The sequence below is a fragment of the Erwinia sp. ErVv1 genome, from assembly GCF_900068895.1.
Lineage (GTDB): Bacteria > Pseudomonadota > Gammaproteobacteria > Enterobacterales > Enterobacteriaceae > Erwinia.
Map to the genome: position 1 here is coordinate 346,798 of NZ_CDPK01000004.1, position 15,458 is coordinate 362,255.

Below are 15,458 nucleotides of genomic sequence, written 5' to 3' on the forward strand. Positions count from 1 at the left end.
GCTACTTGCGCATCTGATGTGCAAGCCAGAAGAGGCGCGTCGCCCAGGCAGTGTGTTTGAGGAGCCGAATCCATCGAAAACACATCAGGGGGAGCGACGCCGAGGTGCGAACCCTGCGGCGTGGGGAGCATCGACTACAGGGGCTGAATCCCCTGGGTTGTCACCGGGCGCGTGCGACGATATCCCGCGCCCTATCCTGATTAGTTGACGTTGCGGCAGGCAAATGCGTTCCGATAAACTGTTAAAAGTGAACCGGTAAGTTAGCGCAGAGAGCATAGCCGCCGCGTCAGGTAAGCGGGTAAACAAGGTGGGGCGCTTCTGGGTGACGCGTAGTTAAACGCTTTTCTACGTCTTCCCCCTTTCTGCTCCTCCCTTGTGCCAACGCTGATGGAAACTAACCTGACACGAGGTATGTCAACACATGTCCCAAACACTGATAGTGGCTAAATTTGGCGGAACCAGCGTGGCCGATTTCGCCGCCATGAACCGCAGCGCCGACGTGGTGCTTGCTAATCCGGGTACGCGTTTGGTGGTGCTTTCCGCCTCGGCGGGCGTGACCAATCTGCTGGTCACGCTGGCTGAAGGCCAGGAGCAGATGCAGCGCGCCCGGCTGCTGGACGAGATCCGCCGTATTCAGTATGCCATCATCGACCAGCTCACCCAGCCTGAGATTATCCGTGACGAAATTGATCGCGTGCTGGAAAACATTACCATGCTCTCCGAAGCGGCGGCGCTGGCAACCTCAACCGCCCTGACCGACGAACTGGTCAGCCACGGTGAACTGATGTCCAGCCTGCTGTTCGTCGAAGTGCTGCGCCAGCGCAACGCCCCCTCTCTGTGGTTTGACGTGCGCAAAGTGATGCGCACCGACGATCACTTTGGCCGCGCCGAGCCTGACGTTGCGCTGCTTGCTGACCTTGTGCAGACCCAGCTTGCCCCGCGTATGGCAGAAGCGCTGATCGTTACCCAGGGCTTTATCGGCAGCGAAGCCAAAGGCCGCACCACTACGCTGGGCCGGGGCGGCAGCGACTATACCGCCGCGCTGCTGGGCGAAGCGCTGCACGCCAGCCGCATTGATATCTGGACCGACGTGCCGGGCATCTACACCACCGATCCACGCGTGGTGCCCTCAGCGAAACGCATTGACGAAATCACCTTCGAAGAAGCGGCGGAGATGGCGACCTTCGGTGCGAAAGTACTGCACCCCGCCACGCTGATGCCAGCGGTGCGCAGCGACATCCCGGTCTTTGTCGGCTCGAGCCGGGACCCGGAAGCGGGCGGCACCCGCGTGTGCAATCAGACGCGGAATCCCCCGCTGTTCCGCGCGCTGGCGCTGCGCCGCAAGCAAACCCTGTTGACGCTGCACAGCCTGAATATGCTGCACGCGCGCGGCTTCCTGGCCGAAGTGTTCAATATTCTGGCGCGTCACAGTATCTCAGTTGACCTGATAACCACCTCGGAAGTCAGCGTGGCGCTGACGCTGGATACTACCGGTTCCACCTCAACGGGCACCAGTCTGCTGACGCAGGCGCTGCTAACGGAGCTGTCGTCGCTGTGCCGGGTCGAGGTGGAAGAGAACCTGGCGCTGGTCGCGCTGATCGGCAATAAGCTCTCCCAGGCCGCGGGCGTAGGTAAAGAGGTGTTTGGCGTGCTGGAGGGGGTCAATCTGCGCCTGATTTGCTACGGTGCCAGCAGCTACAACCTCTGCTTCCTGGTCCCCGGCCAGGACGCTGAAAAAGTCATTCAGAAACTGCATCACAATTTGTTCGAGTAACGCTTCCGAATGCTGATGGCAAATCCTGCACACCACAACAACGACTGAAAAAAGGAAGTCTGGCTATGCTCGCCACCGTTACGCGACTGTTTCCACTCTGGGCAGTCCTGCTCTCCGCCGCCGCCTGGTACTCCCCTGCCCCCTTTCTGAGCATTGGGCCATGGGTTACCTCGCTGTTAATGCTGATTATGTTCGGCATGGGCGTGACGCTAAATATCAACGATTTCAAACGGGTGCTGACGCGCCCCGCGCCGGTTATCGCCGGGACCTTTCTGCACTATCTGGTGATGCCGCTTGCCGCCTGGGGCCTGGCTAAGCTCTTTCATATGCCGTCGGAACTGGCCGCCGGTATGATTCTGGTTGGCAGCGTCGCCAGCGGCACCGCGTCAAACGTAATGATCTATCTGGCAAAGGGTGACGTGGCCCTGTCGGTGACCATCTCTTCGGTGTCGGCGCTGGTCGGAGTGTTCGCTACGCCGCTGCTGACTAAGCTCTATGTAGACACCCACATTCAGGTTGATGTGGTCGGTATGCTGCTGAGTATTATCAAGATTGTGGTGGTGCCGATCGGCATTGGCCTGATTGTTCACCATACGCTCAACGGCGTGGTCAGGCGCGTGGAGCCGTATCTTCCCGCGTTTTCCATGGTCTGCATTCTGCTGATCATCAGCGCGGTGGTAGCGGGCAGCCAGGGCTTTATCGGTTCAGTGGGACTGATGGTGATCGCGGCGGTCATTCTGCATAACGCCATCGGGCTGCTGGGTGGATACTGGGGCGGCAAGCTGTTTGGCTTTGACGAGTCAACCTGTCGCACGCTGGCGCTGGAGGTCGGTATGCAGAACTCAGGGCTGGCCGCTACGCTGGGCAAGTTGTACTTCTCCCCGCTGGCGGCGCTGCCTGGCGCCCTCTTCTCCGTCTGGCATAACCTCTCCGGATCGCTGCTGGCAGGATACTGGTCGGGTAAACCCGTCAAAAAGAAATTTTGAGGGAAACGAGGGATAACGCAGACTCTGTTATCCCTCAACGCCCTTTACTGCGCGTTCTGCTGCTGCTGCTGCTGATTTTCGTCCGCTTTTTTGGCTTTCTTTTTCGCCATATGATGACCGACGGCACAACCCGCTGCCGCACCCGCTACACCGTGATGCTTGATATGCCCCGCCACGCCGCCTACCGCGGCACCTTTGATACAGCCCGCCGCTTCAACCTGTGACGTTGCAGACATCAGCAGGCCAAGGGTCACAACAAATACTTGAAGTTTACGCATACCCATCTCATCCTCAAAAAAATCAAAAAATACACCATCGTCAGACAGGAGAGCATAGCGCTCTTTATCAGAAAGAACAGGTGACAGAGAGAGATTCCAGAACAGTCTGGATTTGCGGTGAAGGCGCAGGCACTTTCCCGCATACCCTCGTGGCTGACCCGGCCCTACTCCTCATCCCTTTCATCATTCGGCTGCTCCAGCACGCTGTAGGCCACCGCGCAAAACAGCGAGTTAAGACGCTTCATATCGCCCAGCAGGCCCAGATGCAGCGAGCTGGTTTCAATACTCTGCACGTTTTGCTGGTGCAGGCGATCGACATGCTTATGCGAGTAGCGCCGGTTGGTGATTCGGAAGCGATGCTTGGCGCGGCGTAGCCGTTTTGCGCTGGTCATATCCTGCGATAAAAACACCGACAGGCTCAGGCGCAGATTACTGGTGAGCTGCTCCAGCAGCGCATCCAGCTCGTTCAGCCCGTCCACGGAGAAAGGCCGACCGGCGTTAAGGGATTTGTCCGCCACGTCTCCGCTCATCCGTTCCAGAATATCGCCCGCCATCTCCAGATTAAGCGCCATCTCAATAATCTCCGCCCAGCGGCGGGAGTCGTCCTCAGGCAGATCCTCCTTCGGCATCTGGGCGAGATAGAGCTTGATGGCGGTATAGAGAACGTCCACATCGTCGTCCAGCCGACGAATTTCGCGATCCTCCCGCACCTCGCCGTGAATGACCTTAGCGAAGGTCGCCAGCATCTGGTCCAGCACGTCGCCCATACGCAGCGTCTCGCGCGAGGCATTTGCCAGCGCCAGCGCGGGCGTATCCAGCGCGCTGGGATCGAGGTGGCGCGGTTTAAGCCGCAGATCGCTCTCAGGCTCCTCGCGGATCAGGCGGCGGCACAGCCTGGCCATCGGCTCGGCAAAGGGCACCATAATCAGGCAGCGGATCAGGTTGTAGAAAACGTGGAAGAATATCACCAGCTCTTCGTCGTTTACCGGCAGCTTATGCAGCCAGACGGCCAGGATATCCACAAACGGCAGGACCACCAGCGAGCCGATAAATTTAAACAGCAGGCTGCCCAGCGCCACGCGCTTGCCCGCCGCGTTGGCGGTGCTGTTATTGAGCATCGCCAGCAGCCCGCTCCCGAGGTTAGCACCGATCACCAGGCACAGAGCCACCTTGAAGGAGATAACCCCTGTGGCCGTCAGCGTTGCGGTGATCAGCACGGCGGCCAGGCTGGAGTAGCTGATAATGGCAAACACCGCGCCAATCAGCGCATCCAGCATCACGTCCCCGGTCAGCGACGAGAAGATAACCTTCACCCCGGAGGCCTGAGTAATCGGCGTGGCGGCGGCGACGATCAGCTGTAGCGCCAGCAGGATCAGCCCCAGCCCGATGCTGGCGCGACCCAACTGTCCGGCGCGCGTCTGCTTACGGCCCAGAAAGAACACCACGCCGAAGAAGATAAACAGCGGGGAAAGCCAGGAAAGGTCAAAGGTCAGGATACGCGCCATCAGCGCGGTACCGACGTCGGCCCCCAGAATAATCACCAGCGCGGGCGTCAGTCCCACCAGCTCCTGCGCCACAAAGGACGTCACCAGCAGCGTGGTGGCATTACTGCTCTGTACCAGCGCGGTGACGCCAATACCCGCCATAAACGCCATCGGTTTTTTTGCCACGCTGCGGCTCAGCACGCGGCGTAAATCAGCACCGTAAACGCGCATAATCCCGGTACGCACAATATGCGTTCCCCAGATCAGCAGCGCCACGGCAGAAAGTAAATTAAGCAGGGTTAACACCGGTATCGACCTCGTTACATCACAAACATACCATCGGGGCGATTCTGTCCGCCCCGCTTACCGCCTTAAGCGTAGTCGATTTGGTGAAAAAATGTGTTTAATCAGCGTGATATCTGGTCACTATCAGGCAACTTCGCGCAGCGTGCCCGGCTCCAGCAGCAGACCGACCTGAAAGCCCGCCGGATGCAGGCTCTCTACCGAGCGGTTCAGCACGTCGACCCACAGCTCGACCTCTTTTGCCTTAACCCGGTAGCGAATAACGTTCCCCAACAGGCTGTGGCCGAGTATCTGCGCCGGAATGCCCTGCCCGGACGGACAGAAAACCACGGATTCAGGCCGCAGCGCCACCTGGCGGTGGAAGGTCTCGCCGGTCAGCTGCGCTGCCTGCTCTGCCGTCAGCAGGTTGTAGTGGCCGATAAAACCGGCGGCAAACAGATTGACGGGCTGGGTATAGAGCGCCTCGGCATTACCGGTCTGCACAATTCTGCCCTGGTCCATCAGCACGATGCGATCGGAAAGCACCAGCGCCTCCTCCTGATCGTGCGTGACGAACAGCGTGGTCAGGTTGAGCTCCTTCTGAATGCTGCGAATACGATCGCGAAGGTGGCGGCGAATACGCGCATCCAGCGCCGAAAGCGGCTCATCCAGCAGCAGCAGACGTGGCCGCGTCACCAGCGATCGCGCCAGCGCCACGCGCTGGCACTGCCCACCGGAAAGCTGATGCGGGTAGCGGCGGGCGTAGTCGTTCATCTCCACCAGCTCCAGCACCTCCGCGACGCGCTGCGAAATCGCGGATGCCGGAAGTTTCTGCATCTTCAGGCCGAAGGCGACGTTGCGCTCCACGGTCATATTGGGAAACAGCGCGTAGCTTTGAAATACCATGCCAACGGCGCGATTCTGCGGCGTCAGCGGGGCAATGTCCTGCCCGTCCAGGAGGATCTGCCCGCCATTGACCGGGGTCAGGCCCGCGATACAGCGCAGCAGCGTGGATTTACCACAGCCGCAGGGGCCAAGCAGGGTAACGAACTCCCCCTCGCTGGCAGAGAAATCAATATCCTGAAAAATCATCGTCGGGCCGTAGCTTTTACTCAGGCGGGTAACGTTCAGCCAGCTCATATTCAGCCTCTCTCGCGGTTCAGGGCGTTCGCCAGCCAGGTGATCAGCAGGACGACCAGGAAGTAGGAAATCACTAAGGCACTGCTGAAGTGACCGCTTTCATTGCGCACGTTATAGAGATAAACCTGTAGCGTTTCATAGCGGGTGCCGACCAGCAGGTTAGCAAGCACAAACTCACCTATCAGGAATGAGAAGGAGAGCAGCACGGCAATAAAGGCCCCTTTGCGCAGATTCGGCAGCACCACCAGCAGCGCGGCTTGCCAGGTACTGGCCCCCAGCAGATGCGCGGCATCTATCAGCTCGCGCATATTGATCGCCTGCATATTGTTGGCCAGCGCACGGTAGATAAAGGGCAGCGCCAGGGTGAAATAGCAGCCGATCAAAATCCAGGGCGTACCGGTTAGCATCAGCGGCGGGTCGGAGTAGAGCTGGAGCAGGCCCACCGAGGAGACCACCGGCGGCACGGCAAACGGCATCAGGATCAGCACGTTCATTACCGCGTCCAGCCGGGGAAAATAGTAAGCAATCACAAACATGGCAGGCAGCACCAGCACCAGCGAGAAGACAAGCGCACCCAGGCAAATCAGCAGGGAGTGGCCCAGCGCGGTCATAAAGCGCGGATCGCTCCACAGCTGCACCATCCACCTGAGGGTAAAGCCCCGCGGCAGAATGGTTGCTCCCCAGGTGGTGGAAAGCGCATAGAGCAGCGTTGCCAGCAGCGGCAGCGCCAGAATCAAAAACACCAGCCACACCACCACTTGATGATAGAGATATTCACGCCGTGACATCCGTCAGCTCCTCCGGCCTGCGTACTGGTAGCTGCGGCGCAGCAGCCACTGGTGCACCAGGGTGATCGCCACCATCAGCAGCACCAGCAGCATCGCCAGCGCGCTGCCCATATTGGGATCGAGAGAGATATCGCCCGAGACCAGCGCGGCAATCCGCACCGGGACCAGGTTGAAGTTACCGGTGGTCAGCGCATAAATGGTGGCGTAAGCCCCCAGCGCATTCGCCAGCAGAATCACAAAGGTGCCGAGCAGCGCGGGCGACAGGATCGGCAGACCAATATGCCGCCAGTAGTGCCAGCGTCCGGCACCTAATAGCGCCGCCGACTCCTGCCACTCCTTCTTCAGCCCGTCAAAGGCCGGGTAGAGCAGCAGGATCCCCAGCGGGATCTGAAACCAGCTGTAAACCACAATCAGCCCGTCGGCCGAGTAGAGGTTAAAGGTCTGCATCAGGCCATATTTATGCATCAGCAGCGTCACGCAGCCGTTCAGCCCCAGCAAAATCACAAAGGCGAAGGCCAGCGGCACCCCGGCGAAGTTGCTGGTCATATTGGTGAATGACATCAGGAAGCGGTGCAGCCTGCCGCCGCCGAGCTGATGCAGCGAATACCCGCCCGCCAGGGCAATAAGCAGGCCCCAGACGCTGGACCAGAACGAGATATGCAGCGAGAAGCGCATCGCCTGACGGTAAAAAGTGGAGGTCAGAATATCGCTGTAGTTGCCCCAGCCCCAGGCCTCATACATCTCGCTGTAGAAGCTGTGGATGGCAATCCACACCAGCGGCGCAACCTGAAAGGCAATATAGAACAGCGTAAACGGCACCAGGCACAGCAGCGCTAACCCTTTGCCCCTCATCACTCTGCCTCCCGCCGGGCCAGCAGCTCGGGGCAGAGAGGCTTATCATGATCGACGCCGAGAAGTTCACACAGCGTGCCGCACAGCTCGGTTTGCAGCGGCGCGGCATCCATTTGCAGTGAAAAGGCCTGGCCGAAAACGAACAGCGGCACCGAGGTTTCCTCCAGCAAAATGCCGCCGTGGCTGCGATCGTCATTCATGCCATGATCGGCGGTGACCAGCACCTGATACCCCGCCTCCAGCCAGCCCGGCATCCAGTGCGACAGATAGCCGTCCGCCGTCCGCGCGCGATTACGGTACTGCGGCGAGGAGAGGCCAAACTTATGTCCGGCGTCATCAATATTCATCGGATGGATCAGCAGGAAATCGGGGTTATGGCGCAGCCGCAGGCTTTCCGCATCCTCAAACAGATGGGAATCCGGGTAGCCGTCGTCATAATAGAAATGACCGTACTGGATGGGCAGCGCCGCATCGACGGTATGACGATCCCGGGCGGGCTGCCACGGCGAACGGTTATACAGCTCGCTCACCCAGTGGTAGGCCGCAGCCGCCGTGGTCAGCCCGGCCTCGCGCGCATAGTGGAACACGCTGCGTTCCCGGCTCAGGCGATTGACGCCATTATGCACCACCCCGCTTTTGACCGGCGTGACGCCGGTAAGAATGCACTCATACAAAGGGCGCGACAGCGAGGGAAGCTCACAGGTCAGCTGATAGAGCTGCCCGTTACCCTGCGCGCACTCCGCCTGGAGATAGCCCATCGTCGCCTCAGCCACCTCATAATTCAGCCCGTCCAGCACCACCAGAATCGTTTTCATCCCGACTCCCTACTGCTTCATATTGACGATGACGTTTTCCTGCCACAGGCGCGGCAGCATTTTAGCGGCTTTATCCCACGCAGCGGGATCGGCGATGGGGTGTGCGCTCTTATAGGCGGAGGCGGGCAGCAGTTTGGCCTGCACGTCGGCGGGCAGCGTCAGATGTTCAGCGCGGATCGGGCGGGCGTAGCCGCGCGCAAGGTTAATCTGCCCGGCGTCGGAGAAAATATACTCCCGCGCCAGCTTCGCGGCATTAGGGTGCTGCGCATATTTGTTGATGATGGTGGTGTAGCCCGAGGTGATGGATCCATCGGACGGGATAACGACCTCAAAGCGGTTCCTGTCAATGCGATCGCGATAGTTCAGGCCGTTAAAGTCCCACACCACCGCCACCTGAATCTCGCCCTTCTCGATGTTGGCAATCACCGGATCGCTTACCCCCAGCCGCCCCTCTTTCGCCAGTTCGCCAAAGAACGCCAGCGCAGGCTTGAGGTTGGTCTCGCTGCCGCCCAGCGCATAGCTGGCCGCCAGCACGCCGTTGGCCGCCTGGGCCGCCACGCCAACGTCGCCGATGGTCACCACGTATTTGCCCTTTTTCAGATCGGCCCAGCTGTGCGGCACCTCCTTCACCTGGTCCTTATTCACGATAAACGCGATGGTACCGGTGTAGGCCAGCGCCCAGTTGCCCTCTTTATCCTTCGCCCACGCCGGGATCTGCTCCCAGGTGCTGGGCTTATAGGGCTGCGCCAGCCCCTTCTGTACCGCGATCGGCCCAAAAGAGGACCCTACGTCACCGATATCCGCGCTGGCCTGGCTCTTTTCTGCCGCGAACTTCGCCAGCTCCTGCGCCGACGACATATCGGTGTCGCTGTGCTTAATACCGTACCTGTTGCTGAGGTCATCCCAGGTTTGCTTCCAGTTGGCCCAGCTGTCCGGCATCCCGACGCTGTTCACCTCCCCTTCACTTTTTGCCGCTTTCTCCAGCGCAGCGAGGTCGCCGTCCGCCGCGCGGGCGCCGGAGAGGTTCAGAAGAAGGGCACTGACTAAAACAGATGCGAATATTGGTTTCATCACTGCTGCTCCGGGTGGGTCGTTGAAGGGATTTCTGGATCAATCCAGCAAGATCCGCGCCAATCTAACCTGGTGAGATGACAGTTTTATGAAAAGACGCGGGCATGGGCGGATGTCAGGCAGCCAGCGCATGAAGCACGAAACCGCCCTTAACTGAGATAGCAGCCGGCCGGGCTTTATGCGCGGCTTTCGATCCGTTTATGTGCAGCTTCGCACTAAATAGAGGCCTGATCGCCCATGCGCTGAGTCAGATAGTACCCGTCGTGCTTCGGGCGTTACCAGGGAGATAAGCAGGACGTTATCACGCGCGGTTAACCAGCCAGTTGTGCTGTCTGCCAGCTGTCAGGCAGCGACGCCAGCTTTCTCCACAGACGACGATTAACTCGTTCACTTACTTCACCAATAATCCTTGTCAGCGTGGAGGCGGCGGGCAGTCATTTAAAACGGTGGCAGAGAAAACGGGCATATCCCGCGCCACGTATTTCCGTCTGAAACGAAAATCAAAAACAATTCATTTCATTGATTTAAATTAATAAAAACTCAAGTGGTGTCTCCTCCATAAAGGAAAAGAAGGTGATAATCCCCCCTTTAATCACGAAAAGGAGTTCACAGAATGGCTATACCTGTTTATTTATGGCTGAAGGACGATGGGGGAAATCCCGTCAAAGGCTCTGTTGATGTGCAGCAACGCGAGGGAAGCATAGAGATAACCGCGCTGGCTCACGGGGTATCTCTCCCCACAGATGATCTGTCCGGTAAGATAACGGCCACTCGCGAACATGCTCCCTTTATCCTCACCAAAGCGCTGGACTCTTCCAGCCCGTACCTTTATCAGTTCGTCAGCGCCGGAAAGCTCTTAAAATCTGCCGAGCTTAAATTCTATCGTATTAATTACGCCGGACAGGAAGAAGAATATTTTAACGTACTCCTTGAGAATGCCCGCATTACCTGTGTCGTCCCCTTTATGGAAGATGTTAAAGACCCGGACTACGAACGTCACGATCACCTTGAATTGCTCGAAATGACGTATGAAAAAATCACCTGGAAATATCTGGACGGCAATATTATTCACTCTGATTCCTGGAAAGAGCGCAGCGCGGCATAGGAGAACAACACATGGCATGGATATACCACCAAAGTACCGGCGAACTGTGGCACAACGGTAAGTTAATGGGTAAAGGTTATTCGGGGAGTCTGACCAACAAAAACAACCCGGATCGTCAACACGTTAAAGGTATGGGGCCAATTCCTCGCGGAACGTATCGCATTGGTGACTATACAAACTCAAAGGGGCCAATGACAATCATTCTGATTCAAACGTCCGGAGAAAGTTTCGGCCGCTCCCTGTTCCGTATCCACGGCGAGAAAAAGCCGCCGAAAGTCCCTGGATTCGCCTCTGAGGGCTGCATAATCATGGGGCCGGTAGTACGCGGAAAAATCATTCATTCCAGTGATAACAAGTTAGAGGTTGTCAGATGATCCGCCGTGGCATCGTTCTCGCAACTTGTCTTCTTTCTGCCTCCTGTATGGCATCAGAAAGCAACTGGGACACATACATTAATCTGGTCGTCAGCGCTGACCCCGCGACAATTCAGGCATTGCCAGCGAAAATTAAAAGCATTGGTGACAGCCTGGATGACAAGCACACGGAACAACTGACGACCGCTATAAGCATGGCTCTGATTAAGGAGCCGGTAGCTGTGCTTAACGTCACCAATCAGTTTAAGACGAGCCCAGACCGTCTACAGCAGCGTTTTGGCACATTACTGATATGCAGCATTCCACTGATGACGAATGCCACAATGACACAAGTTGAGGAGTATTTCGCGAAGGCAGTACCCGTGCTGGAAAAGGCTGGAGCTGCTGCCGCAGAATGTCTGAGCAATATGCGTGACACGATTGACGAGGTCAGACAAGAAACCGCACAAAACCCAGCAAAGTAATCCTCAGAACAAACCTGGCGCTTGCCGGGTTTTCTTAACGAATGCCTAATTAATTAAATTAAATTAAATTTAAAACAATACATTATGTTATTAGCGTGGTTTTTTACACGGTTGACCCTCAAACCCCATTATCTGCTCCGGATACAGACCTTCTGCGGCAGTACGCCGCGATGTCGGTCTCACTGAGTGTGGCGGTCTCGATAATCACCGCCAGGCGGGCTTGCGCCGGGCACTGTTCGCTGTTTTTGTCTGCACCCGGCACCGATTGTCCCCTTCTCTTGCCTGACTACGCCAGTTGTAGAGAGTCGCTTCCGATATCCCTTCCATTTACGCAACTGCGGAGACCGTCATGTTGTAGGGAGGGAGTAATTTGGCCTGTGTGGTAGCCTTTCGTTTCGAGTGAAATGCGTTTCATGCCATGGCCCCATCGCCTCATTAGCGTATTTGATGGGGTTGACACGTATCCTGACACTGGGGAGATATACAAGATTATGAAGTTGTTCAACATTTGTTAATGATTCATTTTCTTTCTTTTTATGACAGGCAAATTTTAATGCCCAACTATTATTATCAGAAACGACTTTAGATAACACATCTGCTTGAGCATAAAAAATCATACACTTAATAGATACAGAGTAGACAGTTTAACTTTCATATTTATTCCTTCATTCGTGATAAATAAATAATTCCAACCTTTTCCTAACATACCAGAAAAATAGTTCATCAGAAGATGATCAGCAGCACTAAAAATATATAGGAATGCATTATAAAACAGTTTTTTATAATTAAAAAAATCAAATGAACCCAGATGACAATGCTTTACTGAGGATATATTCTTTAACTGTATCATCAATGCTAATTGTAAAGCAATCGTCAGCATACTGAATTATAACATAACAAGCAGTGTTTATAGGATTAACAAATCCTTTGCATAAAGTATCTCCCCCGTTATTGACAAACAACCTAATCCTCCTAACTTCAACAGAAGAACCGAAAAAACGATCAGCTACTTCACCAAGAATTGGCTTTGATTGTCGAGAAATAAAGTGAGAATTACCGTCATAACCAGAAAACGTTGAATCAATATGGTTCCCATACACTTCACCTGAAGTAAATGTAAACTTTTCATTAAGAAGTGATGTATAGTTAATATTTTTGAACTCAGAAACAAGGCTAACAACAAAGATGGGATATTTATAAGAGTAAATAGATGAATTACTCGCAGCAGGAAACGTATGCTGTTCTGAAAAATATAATCTCGTTATAACGATACCATGTTCGGTTAAGCTAACACTCATATCAACCCTGGGCTGTAAAGCCTTTATTCCTTCACGATTTATTCCATACCATTCATAAAACCCACCGCAATAATAATCGAGTGGCGTTCCCTCTTCAAATCCATTTTTTATATCAGACTCATTGTATAACATCTCCGCAGAGATGTATTCTGCAAGATCTTCCGTATGCGAAATTTTTGTAGGCCTACAATGATTTCCAATTAGCTTATCGCGCTCAAGAATGATTTTTTTTAGCATATCAGAACCTGTGCCGGCTATATAACATACGCCATAACTCTCTGTTTCAATAACTGCATCTGGCCTGTGAATTAATGGAATCAATTCCCCATTATTATTTTTCACCATACCGAGCAGAGAAAATCGGTAAGCATTTTTATTACTGTTCAGGATGCTTTCAACGATATCCTTAGTGATGCTATAGTTTGGATCATATGCTTGTCGGCTGTAGAAATGAGCAGATAACTCATCCCAAAAATTGAAAGCACTTGAACAGTGCCCGGCAAACGCCAAAAGACCTGAATAAACAGGAACGGCGAAAGTTTTTCTGCCCAATCGGGGAATATGCCATTTCCCGTCCTTATTTTCCCATTCACTATGGATGTCGCCCAAGGCAGGAAGCCAAATACTTTGATATTTGTTTGGATCTGCCCCATCGGCACTTAGTAATGTATCAGCAACTACATGTGGATCGTTTTCACTATTTAAAAGTGCGATAGCTGTCATTGAATACCCTATACCTTATTTGGATGGAATTTAACTACACATCCATTAAGTGTATAACACAACCAACCAAAAAAGCGCTATGGAATAAATAAAAAGTTTCATTCCAAACGATGTTCTAAAAAATGCATAAAATTCTTCGCTTTTCCCTCAAAGATCAACTGGACCCCTGTTTTTCTTTATACTCTCCTATCGGTTTTTTTCATATCTTCAATGATAGCAAGCATGTCAGGCTCTGATGTGCGGTAAATCTATAACACAGTTATAAGGTTATAAACCGCAGGAAATTCATCATTCATTATACTTTCCCTTATCATCACTTCAGGGATTTCAAAATACTCACTGAATCCTTCATCTTCCTTTACCTGTTTACCTCCGCTCTGCCTGCTTAAATAAACTCTTTATACGTTACTTAATTTTTTACTGACACTTTTAAATTCACCTGTAAATTTTTTATTCTGACGCCTTATCTGAACCTGTAAATCGTGCAACCTGGAAAATCCCCGCCCGCCCTTTTATGTGCTTAGTTTATCCCGCCTTACGGCGGGATAAACTAAGAGCATTTTCGTCCTTCGGACGTCATCAATAACCTACCCGTATAATATCGAGGAATTCTTCTCCCACCTATCCAGACTGCACCGCTTAATTCGGCATTCTTTTACAGACATTAATATATTTCTTATTAATCAAGTAGTAATGGTTTTTACAATCCCTTTATTTTTGAGCCATTCATGGCAATAAAAAATAAAGCAATACCCACTTACGCATTGCGCTTCGCTGCATTGCCGTGGGGTCTGGCGACGGTTGCCTGCCTCAGGCTAAAACCTTTTCCTTCGGAAACAAAATCACGGTCAACGTCAACACCAACGTTTTCCTTGCGTAAAATGAAAAGCAGCATTTAGCATTGAGGAATGTTTGGATGGCGATATACAGTTCTAAAATGGAGAACATCAGCAGAGGCGAAGGTCAGTCTTCGGTTAACTCTGCTGCATATCGTCACCGTAAAGTTTTCTTCGATAACAGAACGGGTGAAGTTTGTGGTAGCAAAATTGCGCATAAAAAGGACCTTGCCTTTGCGCAGATTTTTGCACCTGAAAATATTCCACTGACCTGATTGTTGACAGTGAAACACTCTGGAATGCTGTTCAAGCTTCAGAGAAGATAAAAGATGCTCGTCTTGCTAAAGAGCTTAAAATTGCCTTTCTGCCGGGCTAATACCAAAACAGAATATTGAACTCACTACAGCTTTTGTTCTTCAGCACTTTACCAGGCAAGGCATTATTGCCGACGTTGTTATTCACGATATTAATGGTCATTGTTCCTACTCACTTAATGAAACCCGATAGCGTATATAGCCAGTGGGCATTCCCTGTGGCACACTTAACCCTTTCTGAAGCATACGGAACCTGCTTAATGTCTGAAAATCTCCCTCTCTGCGTTTTTACTGAAGGCCGCATCNCCCTGTGGCACACTTAACCCTTTCTGAAGCATACGGAACCTGCTTAATGTCTGAAAATCTCCCTCTCTGCGTTTTTACTGAAGGCCGCATCACCCTTCCTGATCGGTATCAGGACCGCACCGTTAATGTCTTCACCCTCCCCGGTAAGAACACGCCTGCCTTTAATATCTCCCGCGATTCGATGAATAATGACGAAACGCTGTCGGCTTATATTGGCCGGCAGTTAACGCTGATGCAGAAGCATCTGAAAGGCTGGAAGCAGACGGAACGGGTGTCTGTTGTACTGGGTGATAACCTGTTGCAGGGTGAATGTGTGCATGCCAGCTACATGCGTGAAGGTAAACGGGTCTTTCAGCAGCAGGCTGTCTTTAATTCAGCAGATAACCCTGTTCTGGTGTTCACTATGACCTGCACCGCGATACTGACGGACGGGGACAGTCAACAATTTCAGGCGCTGCTCTCCGGCTTTTGTTTTAACACCTGACAATAAGGAACGTTGTTATGTTTGAAGCGGCACGCGTGGGCGATGATATCGGCCATTCTCATGCGCTGGCAGGGATGATTGCCG

General features: G+C 53.6%; 16 protein-coding genes and 1 riboswitch. Of the genes, 8 read left to right on the forward strand and 8 right to left on the reverse strand.

Annotated features, from left to right (window positions below):
• Nucleotides 1-21 precede the first annotated feature (21 nt).
• Nucleotides 22-326: riboswitch (Lysine riboswitch) on the forward strand.
• A 95-nt stretch (nucleotides 327-421) separates the two neighbouring features.
• Nucleotides 422-1,774, forward strand: a complete 1,353-nt coding sequence (lysC, locus tag A1830_RS08640; RefSeq protein WP_067704554.1) for a lysine-sensitive aspartokinase 3 — start codon at nucleotides 422-424, stop codon at nucleotides 1,772-1,774.
• Between the two features lie 65 nt (nucleotides 1,775-1,839).
• The gene (locus tag A1830_RS08645; protein ID WP_067704557.1) at nucleotides 1,840-2,760 is read left to right on the forward strand and encodes a ketopantoate/pantoate/pantothenate transporter PanS; all 921 of its coding nucleotides are present in this window, start codon (nucleotides 1,840-1,842) and stop codon (nucleotides 2,758-2,760) included.
• 44 nt (nucleotides 2,761-2,804) lie between these two features.
• Here A1830_RS08645 and A1830_RS08650 read toward each other — a convergent pair whose 3' ends face one another.
• The 7 genes from A1830_RS08650 to A1830_RS08680 form a co-directional block, all read right to left on the reverse strand.
• Nucleotides 2,805-3,038 carry a hypothetical protein gene (locus tag A1830_RS08650; RefSeq protein ID WP_067704699.1) on the reverse strand — a complete coding sequence of 78 codons (234 nt, stop codon included), beginning with the start codon at nucleotides 3,036-3,038 and terminating at the stop codon, nucleotides 2,805-2,807.
• 164 nt (nucleotides 3,039-3,202) lie between these two features.
• Nucleotides 3,203-4,828 carry a Na/Pi cotransporter family protein gene (locus A1830_RS08655; RefSeq protein ID WP_067704560.1) on the reverse strand — a complete coding sequence of 542 codons (1,626 nt, stop codon included), beginning with the start codon at nucleotides 4,826-4,828 and terminating at the stop codon, nucleotides 3,203-3,205.
• A gap of 123 nt (nucleotides 4,829-4,951) precedes the next feature.
• Entirely contained in the window at nucleotides 4,952-5,944 is a 993-nt protein-coding gene (locus A1830_RS08660; protein ID WP_067704564.1) for an ABC transporter ATP-binding protein, read from the reverse strand.
• A gap of 2 nt (nucleotides 5,945-5,946) precedes the next feature.
• Nucleotides 5,947-6,732 (reverse strand): ABC transporter permease, encoded by a 786-nt coding sequence (locus A1830_RS08665; RefSeq protein ID WP_067704567.1) that lies wholly within the window; start codon nucleotides 6,730-6,732, stop codon nucleotides 5,947-5,949.
• A gap of 3 nt (nucleotides 6,733-6,735) precedes the next feature.
• Nucleotides 6,736-7,584: an ABC transporter permease gene (locus A1830_RS08670; RefSeq protein WP_067704571.1), complete on the reverse strand. Its 849-nt coding sequence runs from the start codon at nucleotides 7,582-7,584 to the stop codon at nucleotides 6,736-6,738.
• Nucleotides 7,584-8,399 carry an alkaline phosphatase family protein gene (locus A1830_RS08675; protein ID WP_067704574.1) on the reverse strand — a complete coding sequence of 272 codons (816 nt, stop codon included), beginning with the start codon at nucleotides 8,397-8,399 and terminating at the stop codon, nucleotides 7,584-7,586. Before A1830_RS08675 ends, A1830_RS08670 begins: the two co-directional genes overlap by 1 nt.
• Before the next feature lie 9 nt (nucleotides 8,400-8,408).
• On the reverse strand, nucleotides 8,409-9,470 hold the full coding sequence (locus tag A1830_RS08680) for an ABC transporter substrate-binding protein (protein WP_067704578.1): 1,062 nt from the start codon (nucleotides 9,468-9,470) through the stop codon (nucleotides 8,409-8,411).
• A 613-nt stretch (nucleotides 9,471-10,083) separates the two neighbouring features.
• Here A1830_RS08680 and tssD point away from each other — a divergent pair.
• From tssD to A1830_RS08695, 3 genes are read left to right on the forward strand one after another with little or no spacing between them, the layout of a single operon-like run.
• On the forward strand, nucleotides 10,084-10,575 hold the full coding sequence (gene tssD, locus A1830_RS08685) for a type VI secretion system tube protein TssD (protein WP_067704582.1): 492 nt from the start codon (nucleotides 10,084-10,086) through the stop codon (nucleotides 10,573-10,575).
• Nucleotides 10,576-10,586: 11 nt separating this feature from the next.
• Nucleotides 10,587-10,949, forward strand: coding sequence for a tlde1 domain-containing protein (locus A1830_RS08690; RefSeq protein ID WP_067704585.1), 363 nt, complete (start codon nucleotides 10,587-10,589; stop codon nucleotides 10,947-10,949).
• Entirely contained in the window at nucleotides 10,946-11,413 is a 468-nt protein-coding gene (locus A1830_RS08695) for a hypothetical protein (protein WP_067704588.1), read from the forward strand. Before A1830_RS08690 ends, A1830_RS08695 begins: the two co-directional genes overlap by 4 nt.
• Before the next feature lie 794 nt (nucleotides 11,414-12,207).
• On the opposite strand, the gene A1830_RS08700 is transcribed toward A1830_RS08695, so the two are convergent.
• Nucleotides 12,208-13,434, reverse strand: coding sequence for a hypothetical protein (locus A1830_RS08700; RefSeq protein WP_067704591.1), 1,227 nt, complete (start codon nucleotides 13,432-13,434; stop codon nucleotides 12,208-12,210).
• 916 nt (nucleotides 13,435-14,350) lie between these two features.
• Here A1830_RS08700 and A1830_RS23265 point away from each other — a divergent pair.
• The 3 genes from A1830_RS23265 to A1830_RS08710 all read left to right on the forward strand — a co-directional run bounded on the left by A1830_RS23265 (nucleotide 14,351) and on the right by A1830_RS08710 (nucleotide 15,374).
• Nucleotides 14,351-14,545 carry a hypothetical protein gene (locus A1830_RS23265; RefSeq protein ID WP_067704594.1) on the forward strand — a complete coding sequence of 65 codons (195 nt, stop codon included), beginning with the start codon at nucleotides 14,351-14,353 and terminating at the stop codon, nucleotides 14,543-14,545.
• Nucleotides 14,545-14,646 carry a MobA/MobL family protein gene (locus A1830_RS23270; RefSeq protein WP_231877599.1) on the forward strand — a complete coding sequence of 34 codons (102 nt, stop codon included), beginning with the start codon at nucleotides 14,545-14,547 and terminating at the stop codon, nucleotides 14,644-14,646. Before A1830_RS23265 ends, A1830_RS23270 begins: the two co-directional genes overlap by 1 nt.
• 290 nt (nucleotides 14,647-14,936) lie before the next feature.
• Nucleotides 14,937-15,374, forward strand: a complete 438-nt coding sequence (locus A1830_RS08710) for a DcrB-related protein (RefSeq protein ID WP_067704597.1) — start codon at nucleotides 14,937-14,939, stop codon at nucleotides 15,372-15,374.
• Nucleotides 15,375-15,458: the final 84 nt, after the last annotated feature.

Bases quoted from the DNA above. Each gene is read 5' to 3' on its own strand.
- lysC (WP_067704554.1), top strand. From the start codon at position 422: ATGTCCCAAACACTGATAGTGGCTAAATTTGGCGGAACCAGCGTGGCC.
- A1830_RS08645 (WP_067704557.1), top strand. From the start codon at position 1,840: ATGCTCGCCACCGTTACGCGACTGTTTCCACTCTGGGCAGTCCTGCTC.
- A1830_RS08650 (WP_067704699.1), bottom strand. From the start codon at position 3,038: ATGCGTAAACTTCAAGTATTTGTTGTGACCCTTGGCCTGCTGATGTCT.
- A1830_RS08660 (WP_067704564.1), bottom strand. From the start codon at position 5,944: ATGAGCTGGCTGAACGTTACCCGCCTGAGTAAAAGCTACGGCCCGACG.
- A1830_RS08665 (WP_067704567.1), bottom strand. From the start codon at position 6,732: ATGTCACGGCGTGAATATCTCTATCATCAAGTGGTGGTGTGGCTGGTG.
- A1830_RS08670 (WP_067704571.1), bottom strand. From the start codon at position 7,584: ATGAGGGGCAAAGGGTTAGCGCTGCTGTGCCTGGTGCCGTTTACGCTG.
- A1830_RS08675 (WP_067704574.1), bottom strand. From the start codon at position 8,399: ATGAAAACGATTCTGGTGGTGCTGGACGGGCTGAATTATGAGGTGGCT.
- A1830_RS08680 (WP_067704578.1), bottom strand. From the start codon at position 9,470: ATGAAACCAATATTCGCATCTGTTTTAGTCAGTGCCCTTCTTCTGAAC.
- tssD (WP_067704582.1), top strand. From the start codon at position 10,084: ATGGCTATACCTGTTTATTTATGGCTGAAGGACGATGGGGGAAATCCC.
- A1830_RS08690 (WP_067704585.1), top strand. From the start codon at position 10,587: ATGGCATGGATATACCACCAAAGTACCGGCGAACTGTGGCACAACGGT.
- A1830_RS08695 (WP_067704588.1), top strand. From the start codon at position 10,946: ATGATCCGCCGTGGCATCGTTCTCGCAACTTGTCTTCTTTCTGCCTCC.
- A1830_RS08700 (WP_067704591.1), bottom strand. From the start codon at position 13,434: ATGACAGCTATCGCACTTTTAAATAGTGAAAACGATCCACATGTAGTT.
- A1830_RS23265 (WP_067704594.1), top strand. From the start codon at position 14,351: ATGGCGATATACAGTTCTAAAATGGAGAACATCAGCAGAGGCGAAGGT.
- A1830_RS08710 (WP_067704597.1), top strand. From the start codon at position 14,937: ATGTCTGAAAATCTCCCTCTCTGCGTTTTTACTGAAGGCCGCATCACC.